Source organism: Halobacillus sp. HZG1 (genome assembly GCF_035818575.1).
Classification (GTDB): domain Bacteria; phylum Bacillota; class Bacilli; order Bacillales; family Halobacillaceae; genus Halobacillus; species Halobacillus litoralis.
Genome location: NZ_JAYLVQ010000037.1, coordinates 95,578 through 114,596, shown reverse-complemented (window position 1 = coordinate 114,596; position 19,019 = coordinate 95,578). Strand labels below are relative to the sequence as shown.

The following is a 19,019-nucleotide window of genomic DNA, read 5'->3' as shown; positions in this document are numbered from 1 at the left end:
AGGCGCCTCGATCAGCGGCGTATGGACTGGACTGAGCTGGCGGAGATAAAGGAAACACGGAGAGCGTAGCGATTCGATGTTGACTTATCGTACAGAAGCGAGGGAAGTCTCACTAGCCGCTAGGCGCCGGAACCGGATATCTACGAGGAAAAAAGTGCATGGTGAGACCCCACAGGACGCAGTCCGAGGATGCTCACCGCGCTCCCGCGGAAAGCGAGTTATTCCCCGCAGCCCCCGTCACTCAACAAAAGTCTCGAAACTGAGTCTTCAACTAAAGGGAGCGAGAGTGAGGTTTGGAATATAGCCCGGGAAATGAGATAGGAAAAAGAAAGCATTGGTAAGAGTCAAAACTTCATGTATAATAAACGGCGAGTAAAAAGGAGGCAGAAGATCATGTCGAACAAACAATCCCCGTATTCCCGTTCAGGTCGTTACGAGAAAAAGCGTCGTGGTACGAAGATGTTGACTTGGCTTGTAGGGGCAGGCGGTGTTTTCATGTTGTTACTCATTGGAATAATGGTCTTTGGTGGAGAGGAACAAAAAGGACAAGCTCAGGATAAAGAAAGTCCACAGGTCACAAAGGAAGAACAAGGTTCAAATGAAGATGCTTCGGCAGAAACCGGCAAGAAGAGTGACAAAGAAGATAAAGAAGTAAAAGATACAGAGGAGCAATCAGATAAACAACAGGTTTCCATTGAAGAATTTGAAGAACTGAAACCGATTGAAGACGAAAAAGGATTGAAAATTGAGAAAAGTGATGACCCTAATGTAGAACGCGTGATCACAAAGGGTTGGCCGGTTATCCCTACAGAGATGGAAACGAACGGTGAACATGGGATTACCTACCAACCAGGTACGCAGGACTATGAAGAGTTAAAGCAGGCAATCAGAAGCGCTGTCGGCCTTTCTGAGGACAATATCATCTATTGGGATGTAAGTAACAGAGGTCACCATCAAAAAGCTAAGGCGACAGTCTCTGACAAAAATAAGACCGGATACCTCCGGGTACAAATTGACTGGATCGATGGACAAGGGTATAAACCAGTCAAACTTGAGATTCTAAAAAATAAAAACGGTTGAGAGAGGAAGTTCAGTTATGGCCATTGGAATTATTGGTGCTATGGATGAAGAAGTTGAATTATTAAAAGCAAATATGGAAGTAGCCTCAGAGAAAGAGGTAGCGGGCAGTCATTTTGTTGATGGCCTTTTGCATGGGAAGAAAGTTGTTTTATTAAAGTCGGGCATTGGTAAAGTTAATGCAGCGATGGCAACGACTATTCTTCATGAACAATACGAAATTGATGCCGTCATCAATACTGGATCAGCTGGAGGTTTTGCCAAAAATCTTGAAGTGGGTGACGTGGTCATTTCATCCTTAGTGACACATCATGATGTCGATGTCACAGCTTTTGAATATAAATATGGACAAGTTCCGGGCATGCCCGACATGTATGCCGCAGATGAAAAACTTGTGAAACAAGCGATGACTGCTGTCGAAAAGACAGATGCTAAAGCGGCGAAAGGTATCATTGCCACAGGTGATTCCTTTATGCAGGAGGAATCCAGGGTGAATTTCGTTCGAGGCAAGTTTCCTGAGATGATTGCAGCAGAAATGGAAGCTGCTGCGATTGCCCAGGTTTGTTATAAGTATGGAACACCCTTTGTTGTCATTCGCGCGTTGTCTGATATCGCTGGTAAGGAATCTTCCATTTCATTTGATCAGTTTCTACCGAAAGCTGCAGAAAATGCAGCTGTCATGATTATGGAAATGGTTAAAAACTACGAATGACATTTATTTCCACCGACACTATGATTCTCATATGTTAAGATCTTCATAGTAGGAGGTGGACCGTTTTGGATACTTCCCAAGAATTAAAGAAAAAAGTAATGGATTATAAACGGTTTGTGATGACGTTATTAATCATGAGCACTTATCTCTATATAGGCACATTGATCAGCCTTTATGAATACGGTACAACGACTTATTTGTTTTTATATCCGGTCATTGGTCTGACCCTTTTCACAGCTTTCTTCATGACTTTGAAAATCAGAAAATGGAAAAGACAACTCATAAAGGACTGAATGAAACAGCCACTCCATTCTCATAAGATGGTAGTGGCTGTTTTTTATCCATTCTTCCCTTGTTTGCTCTGCTTATAGAATTCATGAAAAATTTTCATTAATGCTCGCTTTTCGATTCTTGATACATAACTCCTAGAAATACCCAGCTCTTTGGCAATTTCCCGCTGCGTTTTTTCTTCTGTCTGGTTTAGTCCGTAGCGGAAGATAATCACTTCTTTTTCCCGCTCATCCAATACAGTAATGAAATCTTTAATCTTCTCCAATTCCATATGAAGTTGGATTTCCTCCACAATATCCGTAACATCAGCCTGAAGAATATCAAGAAGGTTCAATTCGTTTCCTTCTTTATCATGGCCGATCGGGTCTTGCAGTGAAATATCCTTGCTCATCTTTTTCGTCGACCTGAGGTGCATGAGGATTTCGTTCTCAATGCAACGTGCGGCATAAGTGGCAAGTTTCGTTCCTTTCCCTGTCGAATAACTTTCTATTCCTTTAATTAAACCGATGGTTCCGATAGAAATAAGGTCTTCAAAATCTTCTTTCGTGTTTTCAAACTTTTTCACAATGTGTGCGACAAGTCGTAAATTGTGTTCAATCAGTTTGTTCCTGGCTTCATGACTTCCTTCTGCCATCAATTGGAGTTGTTTAGCTTCTTCTTCTGGAGGCAGGGGATTCGGAAAAGCCTGGTTTTTTACATAAGACATGAAGAAGAGAGACTCTTTGAAAAAATAAAGGATGGAAGCGATGAGACTGCTCATAGGACGCACCTCCTCAAGGATTAGGCGAATGCCTACAACATACTTATGTCCTTGAGATGTCGTCTGTGCTTGTCTGTCGTTAAAAATAATGTTCATAAAGGTAAAAAAATGCCCCCATTGGAATGGAGGCATGTCGTATTATGAATCTGGTGCTTGTCGCTTCTGCTCTTTTTTTAATACTTCAGCGTATTCATCCTTAACACTCTTTTCCCAAAGAGGAACACCAGCCCGGTAGGCAGCTCTTGAAATCATATGTCCCGATACCGGAGCAGTCAACAGGACGAAGAATATTCCGAGAAGCAGCTTACCACTTACGATGTCATGTTCTACGTAGTGAAACAAAAATGCACCGATCATGATTCCGGAAACTCCGAGGGTCGAACTTTTTGTCGCTGCATGAAGTCTTGTGTACACATCAGGAAAACGCAAAATTCCCAGGGAGCCAGAGATAAGGAAAAAGGCACCAATCAATAGAGATAGACATATAGTGATGTCGAAAATTAAATTAATCCATGTCCCGCTCAATGATAACACCCTTTTCTAAGAATTTCGCCAGTGCGACCGTACCGATGAAGAGTAGTATTCCAATCAGTAGGACCACGTCATTAAATCTTGTTGTTACGAGCAGGACGGCGATTAGTCCTGCTAAAGCCATGAGATTTATTCCTATAATATCAAGGGCAACCGCTCTATCCGGGTTCGTCGGTCCAAGGATTGCGCGATATAAAAGAAGAATCACAGAGATTGCTACAGCGACAACTGCAATGATCGCTGATATTTGTATCCATGTTTGCGTCATATTGAGGATGTCTTCCATTTAACGGGTCACCTCCATGATACGCTTCTCGAATGAATTCTTAATTTCACTCACAGATTCCTGAACATCCGGCATATCCATTGCATGAATGAAAATCTTCGTATGATCCTCACTAACTACAACAGATAGGGTTCCGGGAGTCAATGATATCAAGTTGGCGAGAAGAGTGATTTCAAAGTTTGTTTTCACATCAATCGGAAGTGCGAATATCCCTGGCTGCATATCCATTTTTGGCTTATAAACATGCTTGACAATGTCGATGTTGGACAAGAAAAGCTCTCGTATAAACAAGAGAATGAGAAGGAAAAACTTCCACGCCCGTTTCATATAGAATGAATCTGGTACAAAACGCTGCAGGACGAAGAGGAGTATGATTCCTAAGATATAACCGACAAAGAAGGTTGTGAAATTGTATGTTTCACTCAGGAACATCCACATCATAGCGATGATGATGTTCAGTACGATTTGTAAAGGCATCAGCTTCTACTCCTTTAACACAGAATCAATGTAGAGTTCTGGATCCATCATGTATTGAGAGATGGTTTCTATTGTCGGGAAGAACCATTCAGCACCCACACCGAGGAGAATGGAAACCGTAAGCAGCCCGGCAGCAGGAAGAGCCATTCGTTTTCCTTTCTTTTCCCGCTCTGGAACAGGAATGTCCATTTTTTCTCCCCAATATCCTCTGATGAATATTCTGATCATCGAAAATAGGATCAGTAGGCTTGAGATGAGAGCGGTGATGACGATGAAGATTTCCTCTTCACCTAATCCGCCTCGTAATAATAATAGCTTTCCTATGAAACCACTGAAAGGTGGGATTCCAGCCAGTACCAAGGATGCTAGAAACATAAGCCATCCGAGAACGGGATAATGGTGGATCAATCCACCCATTTTACGGAGATCCGATGTCCCGGCTACATAGGCAGTAGCTCCCGCCAGGATAAAGAGTGCTCCTTTGATTACCATATCATGAACAAGGTAATAAATGGTCCCGCTTATCGAAACCTCTGTAAAGATTCCTATTCCCATAAGCATGAAGCCTACGGCTGGGATAATATTGTACGCGACAATCAGCTTAATATTGTTGGTTGAAAGAGCACCAACTACTCCGAAAATCATCGTCAATGCTGCTAAGTAGATGAAAAGGGTGTGCGTCAAAGCAACCTCTTGATTAAATATCAGGGTGAACGTCCTCAAGATCGAATAAACCCCTACCTTAGTTAACAACGCTCCGAATAAAGCGGATACGACCGGATTCGGAGATATATACGGTCGTGGCAGCCAATAATAAAGAGGAAAGACGGCCGCTTTTGTTGCAAATACAAAGAAGAACAAAATAGCAATGGTCGTTAGAATCCCCTGTTGGTCCACTTCCTGAACGCGCTGAGCAGCCTGAGCCATGTTGACTGTTCCCACAACCGAATATAGGAAAGCAATCGTTGTGACGAATAACATGGAAGAAAATAAGTTGATCAGCACATATTTGATGGATTCCCTAAGTTGTGCCTTCCCATTCCCAAGTACAATCAATCCATAGGAAGCCATCAAGAGTACTTCGAAAAATACGAAGAGGTTGAATAAGTCACCCGTTAAAAATGCACCGCTCACTCCTGAGATCAACATGAAGAAAAACGTATAGAAGTAAAAGGATTCTTCTTTTTCTGATAAGGATTGAGGTGCAAAGAAAACACTCGCTACAGCAATAATGTTTGTAGTCAGAACCAAAGTCATTGCAAGTAAATCAGCGACAAGCACAATGCCGAAGGGGGCTTCCCAGCTCCCCATTTCAAGAACAATGTTTCCATTTCCTCTCACTTGCAGGAAGATGATCCCGACCACGAGGAGGTTAATGATTGCAAATGCTTTGGATAAATTCCGAACTAATTTTGTTTTTGTGTGTATGAAAGCTAAGAAGATGCCTGCTAATAAAGGCAGCAGAATAGGCAATACAGCTAAATTACTCATAATCGTTACCCCTTAATTGCTCCATATTATCAGTTCCGTTAATTTTTGCAGCACGATAAGCCAATACAAGTAGCAGGCTTGTCACACCGAAACTTATGACGATTGATGTCAAAATCAAGGCTTGTGGGAGCGGATCCGTGTACTTTTCTACTCCTTCAGTTAGTACAGGCGGTGCCCCTGTTTTCAACTCTCCCATTGTAAGGATGAACAGGTGGGCTCCATGTGAAATGAGTCCTGTACCAATGATGATTCGTAACAATTGCTTTTGAAGGAGGTTGTAGACACCCGTAGTGAAGAGAATGCCGGCTAAAACGGCCATAATAATTTCCATGTATTATTCCTCCTCCTTGTTCTTTCTCAAGCGGATCAATCCGTAAATGGCCATGGCAGCAATTCCAAGTACAACAATTTCAAACAATGTATCCAATCCACGAAAATCAACGAGGATGACGTTTACAATGTTATCTCCGCCGCCGAGTTTGTAAGAATTGTCTGTAAAGTATTCAGAAATTGAATCAAAGAACTTACTGCTGTGAGATGAAATGGCTACCATTGTCATTAATGCGCCGAAACCGACAGAAATAACAAGATTAAGCACCTTCGTACTTGCGGGTTCATCTTTTTTACGTAGCTTTGGTAAATGGTAAAAGACAAGCAAGAACAAAGCGACGGTTACAGTTTCTATGATTAATTGAGTTAGAGCTAGGTCAGGTGCGCGGTATAGGACGAAAAGCATTGATAACCCATAACCTACGACCCCAAGAATGAGGATGGCCGCTATTCGATTATTGGTTAGAGCGGTACCTATGGCTGCAATGACCATTGTCACGGCCACAAGTATTTCTGGAGCCGTAATCTCAGCAACATTCGAAGCATCCACTGTGAATCCACCTGTGATGGCCATGAAGGCGAATGAAATAACAATGATGGCCGCTAGGATTAATCGGACATATCGTCCAAGGGAACCATTCATGTATCCTTTGGTGATGGTTGTAGAATATCGTTCTACACGATCAACGGCGCCGTCATAAACTTTGTTCATACTTAGAACTCCCGGCACAATGTTGTAAACGGGCGACCAGACTTTTCGGGATAGAGCCAGGATACTTCCAAAGACGAGAACAGTAAGGGACATAATGAATGGCGGAATAAATCCATGCCAGAAATATATGTGTTTCTCTTCTAAAGCTGCCCCTTTGACAGCCTCAGCCGCATGGGCAATAAAAGGCTCATTAATCAAACTTGGGAATAAGCCAATAATGACGACACCAGCGACTAGAACCATCGGTGATATAAGCATTCCGATGGGGGCTTCGTGAGGTTTTTTAGGTAGTTCATTCAAATGTGATGGACCACGGAAAGTTCCAAAGAAAAAGTACATGGAATATACAAAGGTAAATATACTTCCTAAAACAGCTAGGTAAGGTACACTGGTTTGCAGTATTCCGGCGATCCCGGTACTAGCTGCTTCCAAGTGCAGCGAAGATTCAAAGAACATCTCTTTACTATAGAACCCGTTTAAGAACGGCAGGGGCACCCCAGCCATTGAGAACGAGGCAAATAATGCAAGCGTGGCTGTCATAGGCATAAACGTCATCAGCCCGCCAAGTTTCCTGATGTCCCTTGTCCCTGCTTCATGGTCAACAATACCGGCTACCATAAATAGACTGCCTTTGAACGTAGCGTGGTTCAAAATATGGAATACAGCGCCGAAGATTGCTGCTTTTGTACCGAAGCCAAGCATAGCCATAATCATTCCAAGCTGACTGATTGTGGAGAAGGCTAAGATTCCTTTCAAGTCAGTTTGTCTTACAGCCATATAAGAACCCCAGCATAATGTTACGATCCCTGCAATTGATACAATGATAAAAAACCATTCATTGGCGGAAAGCATAGGGGAATAGCGGGCAACCAAATAGATGCCTGCTTTTACCATAGTTGCCGAGTGTAAATAAGCACTGACCGGTGTCGGTGCTTCCATAGCATCTGGTAGCCAGATGTGGAATGGAAATTGAGCAGACTTTGTAAAAGCGCCCAGTAGTAATAGAATCAGTATCAATGGGAAATATTCATGGTTAAGAATCAACTGTTGTTGATCTATCATCCCTCGTATACTTGACGTGTTCGTCAACACACTCATAAAGACTAGAGCACCCAAAAGACTCAACCCACCAAAAACCGTAATGAGCATCGATTTTAATGCACCATATCTTGATTCTTTCTTATAGTTCCAAAATCCGATCAATAAGAAAGATGAGAGGGAAGTGAATTCCCAAAAGCTGTAAAGGGCAAATACGTTATCAGATAATACAACTCCCAGCATAGAGCCCATAAATATGAGGAAGTACACATAAAAATGTCCCAGTTGCTCCGATTTATGTAGGTAAAAAACCGAATAGAAGGCAACTAGGGCGCCGATTCCGCTGATTAATAAAACAAAAAGTAAACTCAGTCCATCCAGATGAAAGACCATATTCATATCAAGGGATGGAATCCAGGAGTACTCATGGACGACTGGTTCGAAACCAGTACCTAAAAAGCGGGCAAAATAAATAAAAATCAACACAGGTACAATCGTAACGAAAAATCCTGTGTGAACCTTTTCTTTCCATTTACTTAACATTGGGATAAAAATAGCAATGATAAAGGGCAATAATACAGCCACCAACATGTGGTATGTTCCTCCTTTGACGTAACTTTCTTCTATTTTTTAATTGGATTTTGGATGTTCGTAACCATGTGTTCACTCAATTGTAATCAAAAAAAGGTTCATTATTCAACTGTAGCATACCGGGGATATGCGGCGATAGGCTTTATTTAGTCTGTCCTTATAAATAAGAAGAAAGACATCATTTATCCAAATAAAAAAGTCATAAAAAAAACTCGCCCTCTGCTGGATGGACGAGTATTTCTCGAGTAGAGACTAACAATTTGTCATAAAGTGTAAATCTCAGCCTACATGTGAAATATGCTTTTCAAGAAGATGCTGGATGGATCGCGTGTTTATTTCTCTCCTGATTTGTTCAATGAACTCATCTGAAAGATTGAGTTCTATGGCTTTGTGGTAAGATTGTATTAGTAGGGAATCTGATAATTGCTTCATGCCGCTGTCACACATGTGACAGTCACCTCCCGCTTCATTTGAATCACTGAACGTTCGAATTTTTAATGTATTCTTACCTTATCACGACCCTAATTTCGCCACAATATGGAAGTTATCTACATAAAATTGTAGATAACTTTTTGCAAAAAGAGGTTTAAGTGAGTGATAACAAAGAAGTTACTGTGTGGAATATGTGAATAAACTTATCCACAACCTATTTTTGTCGGGATTTGTCGAACGATTTTTGTTCTTACCGTAAGTCTTTTTGAAACATGCTTCGATTTTGTATATGATGGTGAAGGAGATTTTGCCGTTGTATGAGGAGATGAACTGTATAGATGTTAAAAAACTTTTTACCTGATGAACATGTGCCGAGCGTTTTTGATATCGACCCGGACAAGTTAAAAGAAAAAGGAATCAAAGGTGTGATCACCGACTTAGATAATACCCTTGTTGCCTGGGATGAACCGGATGCCACAGAAGACATCAAGAGATGGTTTAATAAAATGAGCGATCACGGTATCCAGGTTACGATTGCTTCTAATAATAATGAAGCTAGAGTCAAGCTTTTTTCCGAGCCATTGAATACGAGGTTTATCCATAGTGCAAGGAAGCCATTGTCAAAGGCTTTCAAGAAGGCTCAGAAACAGATGAAGTTGAAAAAGGATGAAGTTGCTGTAATTGGAGATCAATTGCTCACTGATGTCCTGGGTGGGAATTCCGCTGGATTCCATACCATCTTAGTTGTTCCTATCGTGGAAACAGATGGATTTATTACAAAATTCAACAGAAAGATTGAAAGAAGAATTTTAAATTGGATGCGAAGAAAAGGAAAGATTACATGGCAGAGGAGAGATCAGTGATGGCTGAAATACAATGTCAAGGATGCGGAGCCGTCATTCAAACGACAAACCCGGAAGAAGCAGGCTATGCCCCTGCCTCAGCACTGGAAAGGGAAGATATCATATGCAAGAGATGTTTCCGCCTGAAACATTATAACGAAGTGCAGGATGTTCCCTTTCAGGATGATGACTTCCTTGAAATGCTGAACCAAATCAGTGATACAAAAGGGCTGGTCGTTCAACTTGTAGATATTTTCGATTTTAATGGAAGCTTTATTTCAGGATTGAAGCGGTTGACTGGAAACAATCCTGTCATACTTGTAGGGAACAAGATGGACGTACTTCCAAAGTCCGTAAACCATGGAAAGGTCAAACATTGGTTGAAACGTTCAGCAAAAGAGAATGGATTAGAGGTTGAAGATGTGTTCTTAATTTCAGCCGAGAAAAACCAGGGAATTCAGCAACTATCCCAAGCCATCGAACAACACCGTGAAGATGGAGATGTTTATGTAGTGGGGACGACCAATGTTGGCAAGTCAACGTTTATCAACACTCTTATTTCAAATACATCTGGCGTTAAGGATGCTATTACGACATCTTATTTCCCTGGTACAACTTTAGGTTTTATCGATATACCATTAGATGAAAAAAGTTCCCTTTATGATACACCAGGTGTCATTCAGCGCCATCAGATGGCTCACTATGTATCAGATAAGGATTTGAAGCTGATTACCCCACGTAAAGAAGTCAAGCCGAAAGTCTACCAGTTAAATGAAGAGCAGACGCTTTTTGTAGGCGGCCTCGCTCGACTTGATTTTGAGACAGGCGAAAGGAGTTCTTTCGTGTGTCACTTTTCTAATGAATTAAACATTCATCGTACAAAGTTGGAAAAAGCCGATGAATTGTATGAAAATCATTTAGGAGAACTATTAACACCACCAGACCAGGATACAATCCATAAGCTCCCTCCGTTGAAAGGTCACACATTAAAAATTAAAGAAGACAAAACGGATATTGTCTTTTCCGGGCTCGGCTGGGTGACTGTTCCAGAAGGTGGTATCACGGTAACAGCACACGTCCCGGAAGGAGTGAAGGTGTCCTTGAGAGAATCACTCATATAGGAGGGGATCATTTGTACAAACTAGGGTTGATCGGCCACCCGATTGGTCATTCCATGTCTCCATGGATTCATGAAAAACTTATGGAGCAACAGGGGATTGAAGGAAAATATGAACTCTTGGAGATTCAGCCGGATGAGTTTGATGAAAAAGTCAATTTATTGAAGGAAAAAGGGCTGGATGGTTTCAATGTAACCGTGCCATATAAAGAGAAAATCATCCCATACCTTGATGGTCTGGATGATAGCGCCCGACACTTGGGCGCTGTGAACACTGTTCATCATACTGATCAAGGATGGATTGGATATAACACAGACGGAATAGGCTTCGTCCATTCTCTGAAAAATCGTTTCCCGGATATTTTCCACAAAAATGCAAAGGCCTTATTGTTGGGAAGTGGAGGAGCGGCAAGAGGAATATTTGAAGCACTTACCAGGTCTGATATCGATCGCGTAGACATAGCCAATCGGACGATGAAAAGAGCCGAGGACCTCATTCAGGATATACCTTCAAAGGTGTATTCTAGTGCCCTGACACTGGAGCAGGCGAAAAACACACTCAAGGACTATGACTTAATAGTCCAAACAACAACGGTCGGGATGAACCCTGATTATAATCATATGATCGTATCATTAGACCACTTGACAGAAGGAACCGTTGTAAGCGATATTGTTTACCGTCCTATGAAAACGAAATTTTTAAACGAAGCGGAAAAAAAAGGGGCGCGTCTCCATTTTGGACATGAAATGCTGTTGCAGCAAGCTGTTTATGCCTTTCAAATATGGACAGACACCGAGCCTGAGTCTTCGCTATTGCTCAATGAATTCGAACAGAAATTGAAAGGGGTATAGAATGTTAACAAGTAAACAGAAAAAGCATTTACGAGCGGCTTCCCATAATATACAGCCGATTTTTCAAGTCGGAAAAGCCGGTGTGAATGAAAATATGACCAAACAGATTGATGAAGCTCTTGAAAAAAGGGAACTGATAAAAGTAAGCATTCTGCAAAACTGCTTTGAAGATAATGATGTTGTTGCGAATGAGATTGTGGAAGCAACCGATGCTCATATTGTCCAGGTGATTGGAAATACCATCATCCTTTATAAAGAGTCCAAAGAAAATAAACAAATCGAATTACCATAAAGGGGAAGGTCAATGAAAAAAGTCGGAATTCTTGGCGGTACGTTCGACCCTCTTCACCAAGGTCATCTAATTATGGGGGAGTTTTCCCGTGAAGCCATGGACCTTGATGAAGTATGGTTCATGCCTTCCTATATCCCTCCACATAAACAGGAGTCTTCAACTAATCCTGAGACGCGACTTGCTATGGTGCAGACGGCAACCAAGGACCATCCACATTTCCGAGTTTGTGATGTTGAATTAGTCCGGAAGGGAACATCTTTCACAGTCGATACCATAACTGATTTAGTAAAGCGATATCCTGAAATTCAGTTCTTTTTCATCATTGGAGGGGACATGGTCGAACATTTACCGAAGTGGCACCGAGTCCAAGATCTATCGGAATTGGTCCAATTCATTGGGGTTAAAAGACCTGGGTATGGGTGGAATAACGAAATTTCCGTCCATTTTGTTGATATCCCGTCAGTTGATGTATCTTCTACCATGATACGCGACCGTATTTTAAAAGGGAAAAGCGTTCGCTATTTAGTGCCTGAAGTTGTAGATACTTTTATAAAGGAGCATCACCTGTATGATAATGAGTCGTGAAGAAGCGCTTGAATATGTTCGTCCTGCCTTGAAAGCCTCCCGGTACGAACACACAGTGAGGGTAACAGACAAGGCTGTTGAACTTGCCGAGCAGTTCCATGTAGATGTTAAAAAGGCGGAATTGGCAGCTGCTTTCCATGACTATGCCAAGTATAAACCTCTGGAGCTCATGAAACGTTGGATTGAAAGTGACCGTCGACTGCCAAAGGATTTATTGGATTATCATCATGAGCTTTGGCATGGACCTGTAGGGGCTTTAATGCTTGAACAAGAGGTTGGGCTTGCGGATGCGGACGTCATATCTGCCATCAGCAGCCACACAACAGGGAAAAAACACATGTCTAAGTTGGATAAAGTCGTGTTTTTAGCTGATTATATAGAACCCGGCCGTGAGTTTCCTGGAGTGGACCACGTACGGAAGAAAGCCGAAGAAAATCTGGATGAAGCATGTGCCCTAGCTTTGAAGAATACCATCAATTTTCTTGTTGGTAAGGAAAGGACCGTTTATCCGGACACGTTTCATGCATATAATGATTTAATATGATCAATTGATCATGGAAAAGATAGAGATGAAATAGGGAGGAAACCCATGGAAAGTAAAGAATTAGTAAATTTAGCAGCACTAGCATGCGATGAAAAAAGAGCACAGGATATTGTTGTTTTAGATATGTCAGAAGTTTCTTTAATCGCGGATTATTTCTTGATTTGTGAAGGGTCCAATGAACGCCAGGTGCAGGCAATTGCGAGAGAATTGAAGAGTCAAGCGGAAGAACACGGGATAGAAGTGAAACGGATGGAAGGATTTGAGCAAGCACGCTGGGTCCTTGTAGATCTTAATGACATTGTCTGCCACATCTTCCACAAAGATGAACGCCATTACTACAACCTGGAAAGACTATGGGGCGACGCGGATACGGTCGCTGTAGAAGGGTTAGAAAGCTAAAATGAGCTATGGGGATATGGCGCGTGTGTACGATCTCCTTATGCAGGGTGCCCCCTACGAACAATGGGTGAAATTTACGAAGCTAATGCTTCAGCAATATCACTCCGAGGGTCAAAGGATCCTTGATGTAGGTTGTGGTACAGGGGAGATCACCCACCGTCTCCATCAAGAAGGGTTTCAAATGACGGGTATCGATTTATCTTCTGATATGTTGACCGTTGCGCAACAGAAGAACCCTCAAGCTGCCATCGAATGGATTCAACAGGATATGACAACATTAGAAGGATTATCAGCATATGATTGTGTCATCAGTTACTGTGATGTCGTCAACTATTTAACTGATGATCAGAAGGTGCAGCAGGCATTCCATTCCATTTATCAATCCCTTGCACAGGGAGGCGTGTTTTTATTTGATGTGCACTCTATAGATCATATTCGCAACGATCTCAGTGGTGCAACATTTGCTGAAGTCCGTGATGATCTATCTTTTATTTGGTTTTGTGATCCCGGGGAATCGGAAAACAGCCTTGTGCACGATTTGACGTTTTTTGTTGGGAATGATGGGGAATATCATCGTTTTGATGAAATTCATGAACAGCGGGGGTATGACCATACCGTTTTAAATGCATGGCTCACTCAATCTGGTTTTAAAGTGCAAGGAGTATTTTCTGACTTTAGGGAAACACCATCCACAGACGGAGAACGATGGTTGTTCGTTTGCACAAAAGAATAAAATTCATGAAAGAGTCCGTAAATGCCGGACTCTTTTTTATTAGAGTTTGTTAAATGAAATATTCCTGTAACAGAAGGGATTTTTTGCAGGATAATCGAAACTTTTGTCGAATGTATGGATTATAAATGAATGTGTTTTTTATCTTCTTTGTGTTTATTTTGGGTTGCTTCAAACATTTTTTGAAACAAAGGACCAATGTGATCTTCTAAAGCTTGTAATCCCTCTCCTGTAACTCCACCTTTCACCGTTACCTTTTCCATCAATTCTTCCAACGTCATAATTTTTTGTGCCAAAAGTTCTCCTAGTCCTACCATCATATTTTCCGTTAACGAGGTAGCTTTATCTTTGGGGAGGCCTGCCACATCACCAGCAGCTGTTATCCATTGACTGAGCAGATAACTAATGAATGCAGGCCCGCATGAAACGATATCTGATGCTACACGAATGTGTTCCTCCTTCACTTCAATGGGGGTGGAGATATGCTGGAATGTCTGCTTTAATAAGTCTCGATTTTCGTGCTTTATTTTTGATCCGAAAGTGAAGAGACTTACACCCGACCATGCATGATTGGTTATAGATGGAACAATTCTTGCGACTTGACAAGGCGTAACTTTTTCCAACTGATCAACAGCTACCGGGCTGGTAATGGAAACAAGGCATTGGTTTTCCGTCCATTTTCCTTCTAGTGCATCAATGATGTTTTTGTAGTGATGCGGTTTCACACAGATGAAAATGATATCACTGCTATTCTGCAGTGCGGCTAAATCCTTCGCTACTTGGATCTTCGGAAATTCTTCTTGAATTTTTTCCGCCTTTTCTAATGTCCGATTGTAAATCATCAACTTCTCAGCAGGTACGGCTCCGCTTTTAATAAGGGTAGAGATGAGCATGCTTCCCATGTTCCCTGTGCCGATGATTCCCCAATTCATTGGAATCCCTCCTTATTGATTACCTATATATCCTTATTCCGAAAATACATAATTATGAAAGAAGGTCAGAACATGAGCGTATTAAAAAGATACGTGTGGTTCATTATGGTTCTAGCAGTCATTGGTGTCCTTTATTTTTCCAATCCTTCGAATGATGGAAAGACCGAGAGGACCGAGGTGGAGGAAGTGACCATCCAGGGTGAAGAAGAGAAAAAAACTCCTTCCGCCACCATGAAAGTTGACGTGAAAGGAGAAGTGAATACTCCGGGTGTTTATACAATGAAAGAGGGCACAAGAGTAGATGACGTCATTAAAGAGGCTGGTGGAATGACAGAAAATGCAGATATGACCAGTGTGAACCTAGCGCAAAGAATACAGGATGAAATGGTGATATTTGTAACTTCTATAACTACTGCACAATCTACGTCAAACGAATCAGGTGAAGGAAATACACTTTCTGGTGAAAAATTGAGTATCAACCGTGCTTCAGCAAGTGAAATGGAAACATTAAATGGAATTGGACCTTCAAAAGCTGCTAGTATTATTAAGTATAGGGAAGAGAATGGTCCATTTGCTTCTGTGGAAGATCTCGTGAATGTTCCGGGGATAGGTGAGAAGACGCTCGAAGGTCTGAAGGAATGGATTACTGTCCCGTGAGTTTGACGGAATTCAGAGGTCAGAGTAAACTTGATGAAAAAAGTGGGGGTACATAATGGAGCGTATTACTTGGAATCAATACTTTATGGCTCAAAGCTATTTATTAAAATCACGCAGTACGTGTCAGAGGCTGGCTGTAGGTGCGGTCATTGTAAGAGATAAGCGTATGATTGCTGGAGGGTACAATGGGAGTGTCTCCGGAGGTGTCCATTGTATCGATGAGGGGTGTTATGTCGTGGATGGACATTGTGTACGTACCATTCATGCGGAAATGAATGCGCTTCTCCAGTGCTCGAAGTTCGGTGTGGCTACAGAAGGGGCAGAGATTTACGTGACTCATTTTCCGTGTCTGCACTGTACGAAGGCCATTATTCAGGCAGGGGTCAAAGCAGTTTATTATAGCGAAGATTATAAAAATGATCCCTATGCGATAGAATTGCTGCAACAGTCGGGGGTCCGCATGCAAAAGGTTCCTGTCGACCAAGAACCGCTTCCTGACGAACAGCAGCTTCTCATACGACAAATGCTTGAAAAGCTCGAGTCGAATGGGGATCCCGAATCCGAGCGGCTCGTACAAGAAGCAGCTCAACTTCTAAGGTTGGACAGTCAATGATTTCCTTGAGGGGATCGTGGCACATTCCCGTCATAGCATTTGTGCTTGGCGGGGTGTTAGCGATCCAGGAAGGTTTTGCTTTTTACATTGTTGGGTTTGTTTTTCTTGCCTGGTTGTATAGTTACCGTGAACATCTTCTATTTCTTTTCATCCTCCTCCTATTCGGCGCAGGTGGGTATATCCATCTTCCTCTCGATTCCTCATCTTTTTCTCCTCCACCCCTCAATAATGATTTCTTAAAAGGTAAAATTGTATCTGATTTGACAGAAAGTGATCAATCCTTCTCGGTCATCTTAAAAGACGATGCTGGTAAAGTACTCGTTCGCTATTTGAAAGAGAAAGGGAATGATTCGGTCCAAGAAAGTTTGAAACATGGAGCTGTTTGCAGGATCAAAGGAGAGAAAAAACCTTTGGAGGGGGCAAGGAACCCAGGGCAGTTTAATTATCAGGCTTATATGGCCGGCAAAGGCATTCATTCTCAAATCATCATAAAAAATGAAGCGGCTATCCAGTGTGATGGCAAATCGTGGCTCAGCTCCCTTTACGACACTAGGAAACAGTTGAAAATGACGGTTAGGGAAAAGGTGACCCCTACCACTTATATATGGATAGAGGCTCTGATATTTGGAGATACATCCTTTATTGACTCTTCAACGGTAGAATGGTTTAGAGAGTTCAATTTGTCCCATATTCTTGCCATATCAGGGTTGCACGTTGGTCTTACACTCGGCGGGGTTTATTTTCTACTATACCGGACAGGCCTGGCCACAAGAAAGCAATCCAAGGTCTTCTTGCTTCTCCTCCTGCCTTTTTATATGTTTATCTCGGGTGGTGCCCCTTCTGTTTTACGTGCAGGATTCATGGGCGTGCTCCTTCTCCTCACCACTTCTTTGCAAAAAAAGATCCCCATTATTGACCTCCTCTCCTTCACCTGCTTATTCTTGTTGATTTCGTCCCCGTCCTATTTTTACCACTTGGGTTTTCAGTTTTCATTTTTAGTCACGTTCAGTCTGCTGCTTACGATTCCGATATTGAAGCAATATGAAAGTAAGTGGAAACAGTCTGCGATTATCGGACTGGTCAGCCAGCTTTCTCTCCTCGCTTTGCAGGTCCATTATTTTTATGAATTTCAACCATTTTCCTTATGGGTTAATATGATCGCTGTTCCTTATTTTTCATTCTTTGTTATCCCTTTCCTAATGATGATTTTTCTCCTCTCCTTTCTCGTACCGACGGTTTGTTTATTTCTTTCCTCCGTATTTTCCAACGTGCATGAATTTTTAATTTCCATGTTAATCACACAGTCTGAATCTCTTGACTACATCTGGGTTATTGGTGAACTGCCTTCATTTTTCATTATTTTGTACGCAGTTTTTTTCGTCATTATGATGAAAAAATGGGAACAAAAAGAAAAGGTGAAAGCATTTCTTGCTTCTCTAGCTGTTGTTTTTGTTTTGATTTTTTATAGTTCAATGCCGTATTTCTCGGAGGAAGGAGTCATAACCATGCTGGATGTTGGCCAGGGGGACGCGTTTGTCATAGAACTGCCGCATAGAAAGGGAGTCATTATGATCGATGCCGCTGGTCCGTCAATTTTCACATCAAATAAAGAAAAGACGGCCAATGATGTGATCTTACCTTTTTTTAAGTCAAGGGGCATTAACCGTATACATGCTCTTTTTATTACTCACGAAGACTCTGATCACAGTGGGAGCGTGCCTTTCATACTTGAGGAAATGAGAATTGATCGCATCTATGTGAGTCCTTTTCATACAGAAACATACGAAAATGGAGTGATCGTTGAAAAAGTAAGTGCGGGTCAGAGCGTTCAAGTAGGGGGGCATGATTTTGATGTGATTCATCCGTTAATCAATGGAAATCTCGGAGACCCAAACGACAATTCGCTCGTATTAAATAGCATATTTGGTGGTCAGCGATGGTTCTTTACAGGAGATATATCTGCACAGGTGGAAAGAGAGATCGTAATGAGGAAATCGATACGGCAGACAGATGTGTTAAAAGTCGCCCATCATGGAAGTCATACCTCGACCTCAGAGGAGTTATTAAAGGGGCTGCAACCTAAAATCGGTTTGATTTCTGCGGGGGTGGACAATCGTTATGGACACCCGCATTCAGAGGTGGTGGAAAGATTAACGGAACATGGAGTTTTATTGCTTCAAACCAATCGTCACGGTGCAGTTCAATACTTTTTTTCTGGGCAAAGTGGAACGTTTTCAACGTTTATCCCGTATAATGCGAGCAGAGAATAAAAAAAGACTGCCGAAAACAGCAGCCTTCCGGTTTTGCCTTTCATTACTGTCCAAGAAAAGAAAACAAAACACCGATGAAAAAGATGACGAAGAAGAAAACAAATGAAAATACAAACCCTAACCCAGAGTCGATCACATCATTAGTTTTGGATTGAATATCGTTTTTAAACTCGTTCACTGTTACCCCTCCTATATCAATTACTAAGTATAGTCCATTTTTAACCAAAAATCTACATTTACCGGGCATGAAAACGAATTTTATCGATGATTCATACTCTTCCCACTCCTAGCAAGACTTGTCACAGATAATTCTTACGTAAGCGGTCAAACTAAACGCAAGAGAGGAACAACATCGTCCTCTCCAAGAGCTCCCGGGGCTTTTGGAATGGCGTTTATATAGATGGTTCATACGGCGGCATCAGCACACCATTTTGACAGAAATTCCAAAGAAACATAAA

General features: G+C 41.8%; 24 protein-coding genes. 14 read left to right on the top strand and 10 right to left on the bottom strand.

Annotated elements, in window-relative coordinates; translation table 11 throughout:
* The first annotated feature begins 393 nt into the window (after positions 1 to 393).
* The 3 genes from VKA52_RS05535 to VKA52_RS05525 all read left to right on the top strand — a co-directional run bounded on the left by VKA52_RS05535 (position 394) and on the right by VKA52_RS05525 (position 2,082).
* Positions 394 to 1,080: a YrrS family protein gene (locus tag VKA52_RS05535; protein WP_326314477.1), complete on the top strand. Its 687-nt coding sequence runs from the start codon at positions 394 to 396 to the stop codon at positions 1,078 to 1,080.
* Positions 1,081 to 1,096: 16 nt separating this feature from the next.
* Positions 1,097 to 1,789: a 5'-methylthioadenosine/S-adenosylhomocysteine nucleosidase gene (mtnN, locus tag VKA52_RS05530; RefSeq protein WP_326314476.1), complete on the top strand. Its 693-nt coding sequence runs from the start codon at positions 1,097 to 1,099 to the stop codon at positions 1,787 to 1,789.
* A gap of 65 nt (positions 1,790 to 1,854) precedes the next feature.
* Positions 1,855 to 2,082: a YrhC family protein gene (locus VKA52_RS05525; protein WP_326314475.1), complete on the top strand. Its 228-nt coding sequence runs from the start codon at positions 1,855 to 1,857 to the stop codon at positions 2,080 to 2,082.
* A gap of 44 nt (positions 2,083 to 2,126) precedes the next feature.
* Here VKA52_RS05525 and sigK read toward each other — a convergent pair whose 3' ends face one another.
* The 8 genes from sigK to VKA52_RS05485 all read right to left on the bottom strand — a co-directional run bounded on the left by sigK (position 2,127) and on the right by VKA52_RS05485 (position 8,728).
* Entirely contained in the window at positions 2,127 to 2,840 is a 714-nt protein-coding gene (sigK, locus tag VKA52_RS05520; protein ID WP_089654342.1) for an RNA polymerase sporulation sigma factor SigK, read from the bottom strand.
* Between the two features lie 138 nt (positions 2,841 to 2,978).
* A complete protein-coding gene (gene mnhG / locus VKA52_RS05515; protein ID WP_160915140.1) occupies positions 2,979 to 3,365 on the bottom strand; it encodes a monovalent cation/H(+) antiporter subunit G in 387 nt (128 codons plus the stop codon).
* Positions 3,346 to 3,639, bottom strand: a complete 294-nt coding sequence (locus VKA52_RS05510) for a Na(+)/H(+) antiporter subunit F1 (RefSeq protein WP_370551065.1) — start codon at positions 3,637 to 3,639, stop codon at positions 3,346 to 3,348. The genes mnhG and VKA52_RS05510 overlap by 20 nt, the downstream gene beginning before the upstream one ends.
* An 18-nt stretch (positions 3,640 to 3,657) precedes the next feature.
* On the bottom strand, positions 3,658 to 4,134 hold the full coding sequence (locus VKA52_RS05505) for a Na+/H+ antiporter subunit E (protein ID WP_089654339.1): 477 nt from the start codon (positions 4,132 to 4,134) through the stop codon (positions 3,658 to 3,660).
* Between the two features lie 6 nt (positions 4,135 to 4,140).
* Positions 4,141 to 5,625: a Na+/H+ antiporter subunit D gene (locus VKA52_RS05500; protein WP_160915134.1), complete on the bottom strand. Its 1,485-nt coding sequence runs from the start codon at positions 5,623 to 5,625 to the stop codon at positions 4,141 to 4,143.
* Positions 5,618 to 5,956, bottom strand: a complete 339-nt coding sequence (locus tag VKA52_RS05495) for a Na(+)/H(+) antiporter subunit C (protein ID WP_160915132.1) — start codon at positions 5,954 to 5,956, stop codon at positions 5,618 to 5,620. Before VKA52_RS05495 ends, VKA52_RS05500 begins: the two co-directional genes overlap by 8 nt.
* 3 nt (positions 5,957 to 5,959) lie before the next feature.
* A complete protein-coding gene (locus VKA52_RS05490; RefSeq protein ID WP_326314474.1) occupies positions 5,960 to 8,296 on the bottom strand; it encodes a Na+/H+ antiporter subunit A in 2,337 nt (778 codons plus the stop codon).
* Between the two features lie 279 nt (positions 8,297 to 8,575).
* Complete coding sequence (locus tag VKA52_RS05485) at positions 8,576 to 8,728, bottom strand: sporulation histidine kinase inhibitor Sda (protein ID WP_160915210.1); 153 nt, start codon at positions 8,726 to 8,728, stop codon at positions 8,576 to 8,578.
* A gap of 338 nt (positions 8,729 to 9,066) precedes the next feature.
* Between VKA52_RS05485 and VKA52_RS05480 the strand changes: the two genes are divergently transcribed.
* The 8 genes from VKA52_RS05480 to VKA52_RS05445 are packed head-to-tail and all read left to right on the top strand — an operon-like array spanning position 9,067 to position 14,092.
* Positions 9,067 to 9,591, top strand: coding sequence for a YqeG family HAD IIIA-type phosphatase (locus VKA52_RS05480; RefSeq protein ID WP_160915128.1), 525 nt, complete (start codon positions 9,067 to 9,069; stop codon positions 9,589 to 9,591).
* Complete coding sequence (yqeH, locus tag VKA52_RS05475) at positions 9,591 to 10,691, top strand: ribosome biogenesis GTPase YqeH (RefSeq protein WP_202412507.1); 1,101 nt, start codon at positions 9,591 to 9,593, stop codon at positions 10,689 to 10,691. Before VKA52_RS05480 ends, yqeH begins: the two co-directional genes overlap by 1 nt.
* 11 nt (positions 10,692 to 10,702) lie before the next feature.
* Positions 10,703 to 11,539, top strand: a complete 837-nt coding sequence (gene aroE / locus VKA52_RS05470) for a shikimate dehydrogenase (RefSeq protein ID WP_160915124.1) — start codon at positions 10,703 to 10,705, stop codon at positions 11,537 to 11,539.
* Between the two features lies 1 nt (position 11,540).
* Positions 11,541 to 11,831: a ribosome assembly RNA-binding protein YhbY gene (gene yhbY, locus VKA52_RS05465; protein ID WP_160915122.1), complete on the top strand. Its 291-nt coding sequence runs from the start codon at positions 11,541 to 11,543 to the stop codon at positions 11,829 to 11,831.
* Positions 11,832 to 11,843: 12 nt separating this feature from the next.
* A complete protein-coding gene (locus tag VKA52_RS05460; RefSeq protein WP_326314472.1) occupies positions 11,844 to 12,416 on the top strand; it encodes a nicotinate-nucleotide adenylyltransferase in 573 nt (190 codons plus the stop codon).
* Positions 12,400 to 12,960 (top strand): bis(5'-nucleosyl)-tetraphosphatase (symmetrical) YqeK, encoded by a 561-nt coding sequence (gene yqeK / locus VKA52_RS05455; protein WP_326314471.1) that lies wholly within the window; start codon positions 12,400 to 12,402, stop codon positions 12,958 to 12,960. Before VKA52_RS05460 ends, yqeK begins: the two co-directional genes overlap by 17 nt.
* Before the next feature lie 45 nt (positions 12,961 to 13,005).
* On the top strand, positions 13,006 to 13,359 hold the full coding sequence (gene rsfS, locus VKA52_RS05450; protein WP_160915116.1) for a ribosome silencing factor: 354 nt from the start codon (positions 13,006 to 13,008) through the stop codon (positions 13,357 to 13,359).
* Between the two features lie 16 nt (positions 13,360 to 13,375).
* Positions 13,376 to 14,092, top strand: a complete 717-nt coding sequence (locus VKA52_RS05445; protein WP_326314470.1) for a class I SAM-dependent DNA methyltransferase — start codon at positions 13,376 to 13,378, stop codon at positions 14,090 to 14,092.
* A gap of 119 nt (positions 14,093 to 14,211) precedes the next feature.
* Here VKA52_RS05445 and comER read toward each other — a convergent pair whose 3' ends face one another.
* Complete coding sequence (gene comER, locus VKA52_RS05440) at positions 14,212 to 15,021, bottom strand: late competence protein ComER (RefSeq protein WP_326314469.1); 810 nt, start codon at positions 15,019 to 15,021, stop codon at positions 14,212 to 14,214.
* 72 nt (positions 15,022 to 15,093) lie between these two features.
* Between comER and VKA52_RS05435 the strand changes: the two genes are divergently transcribed.
* The 3 genes from VKA52_RS05435 to VKA52_RS05425 are packed head-to-tail and all read left to right on the top strand — an operon-like array spanning position 15,094 to position 18,561.
* Entirely contained in the window at positions 15,094 to 15,678 is a 585-nt protein-coding gene (locus tag VKA52_RS05435) for a helix-hairpin-helix domain-containing protein (protein ID WP_326314468.1), read from the top strand.
* Between the two features lie 55 nt (positions 15,679 to 15,733).
* Positions 15,734 to 16,291, top strand: coding sequence for a ComE operon protein 2 (locus VKA52_RS05430; protein WP_160915110.1), 558 nt, complete (start codon positions 15,734 to 15,736; stop codon positions 16,289 to 16,291).
* A complete protein-coding gene (locus VKA52_RS05425; RefSeq protein WP_326314467.1) occupies positions 16,288 to 18,561 on the top strand; it encodes a DNA internalization-related competence protein ComEC/Rec2 in 2,274 nt (757 codons plus the stop codon). The genes VKA52_RS05430 and VKA52_RS05425 overlap by 4 nt, the downstream gene beginning before the upstream one ends.
* 43 nt (positions 18,562 to 18,604) lie before the next feature.
* Here the strand turns inward: VKA52_RS05425 and VKA52_RS05420 are convergent, their stop codons facing one another.
* The gene (locus tag VKA52_RS05420) at positions 18,605 to 18,739 is read right to left on the bottom strand and encodes a YqzM family protein (protein WP_089654323.1); all 135 of its coding nucleotides are present in this window, start codon (positions 18,737 to 18,739) and stop codon (positions 18,605 to 18,607) included.
* Positions 18,740 to 19,019 lie beyond the last annotated feature (280 nt).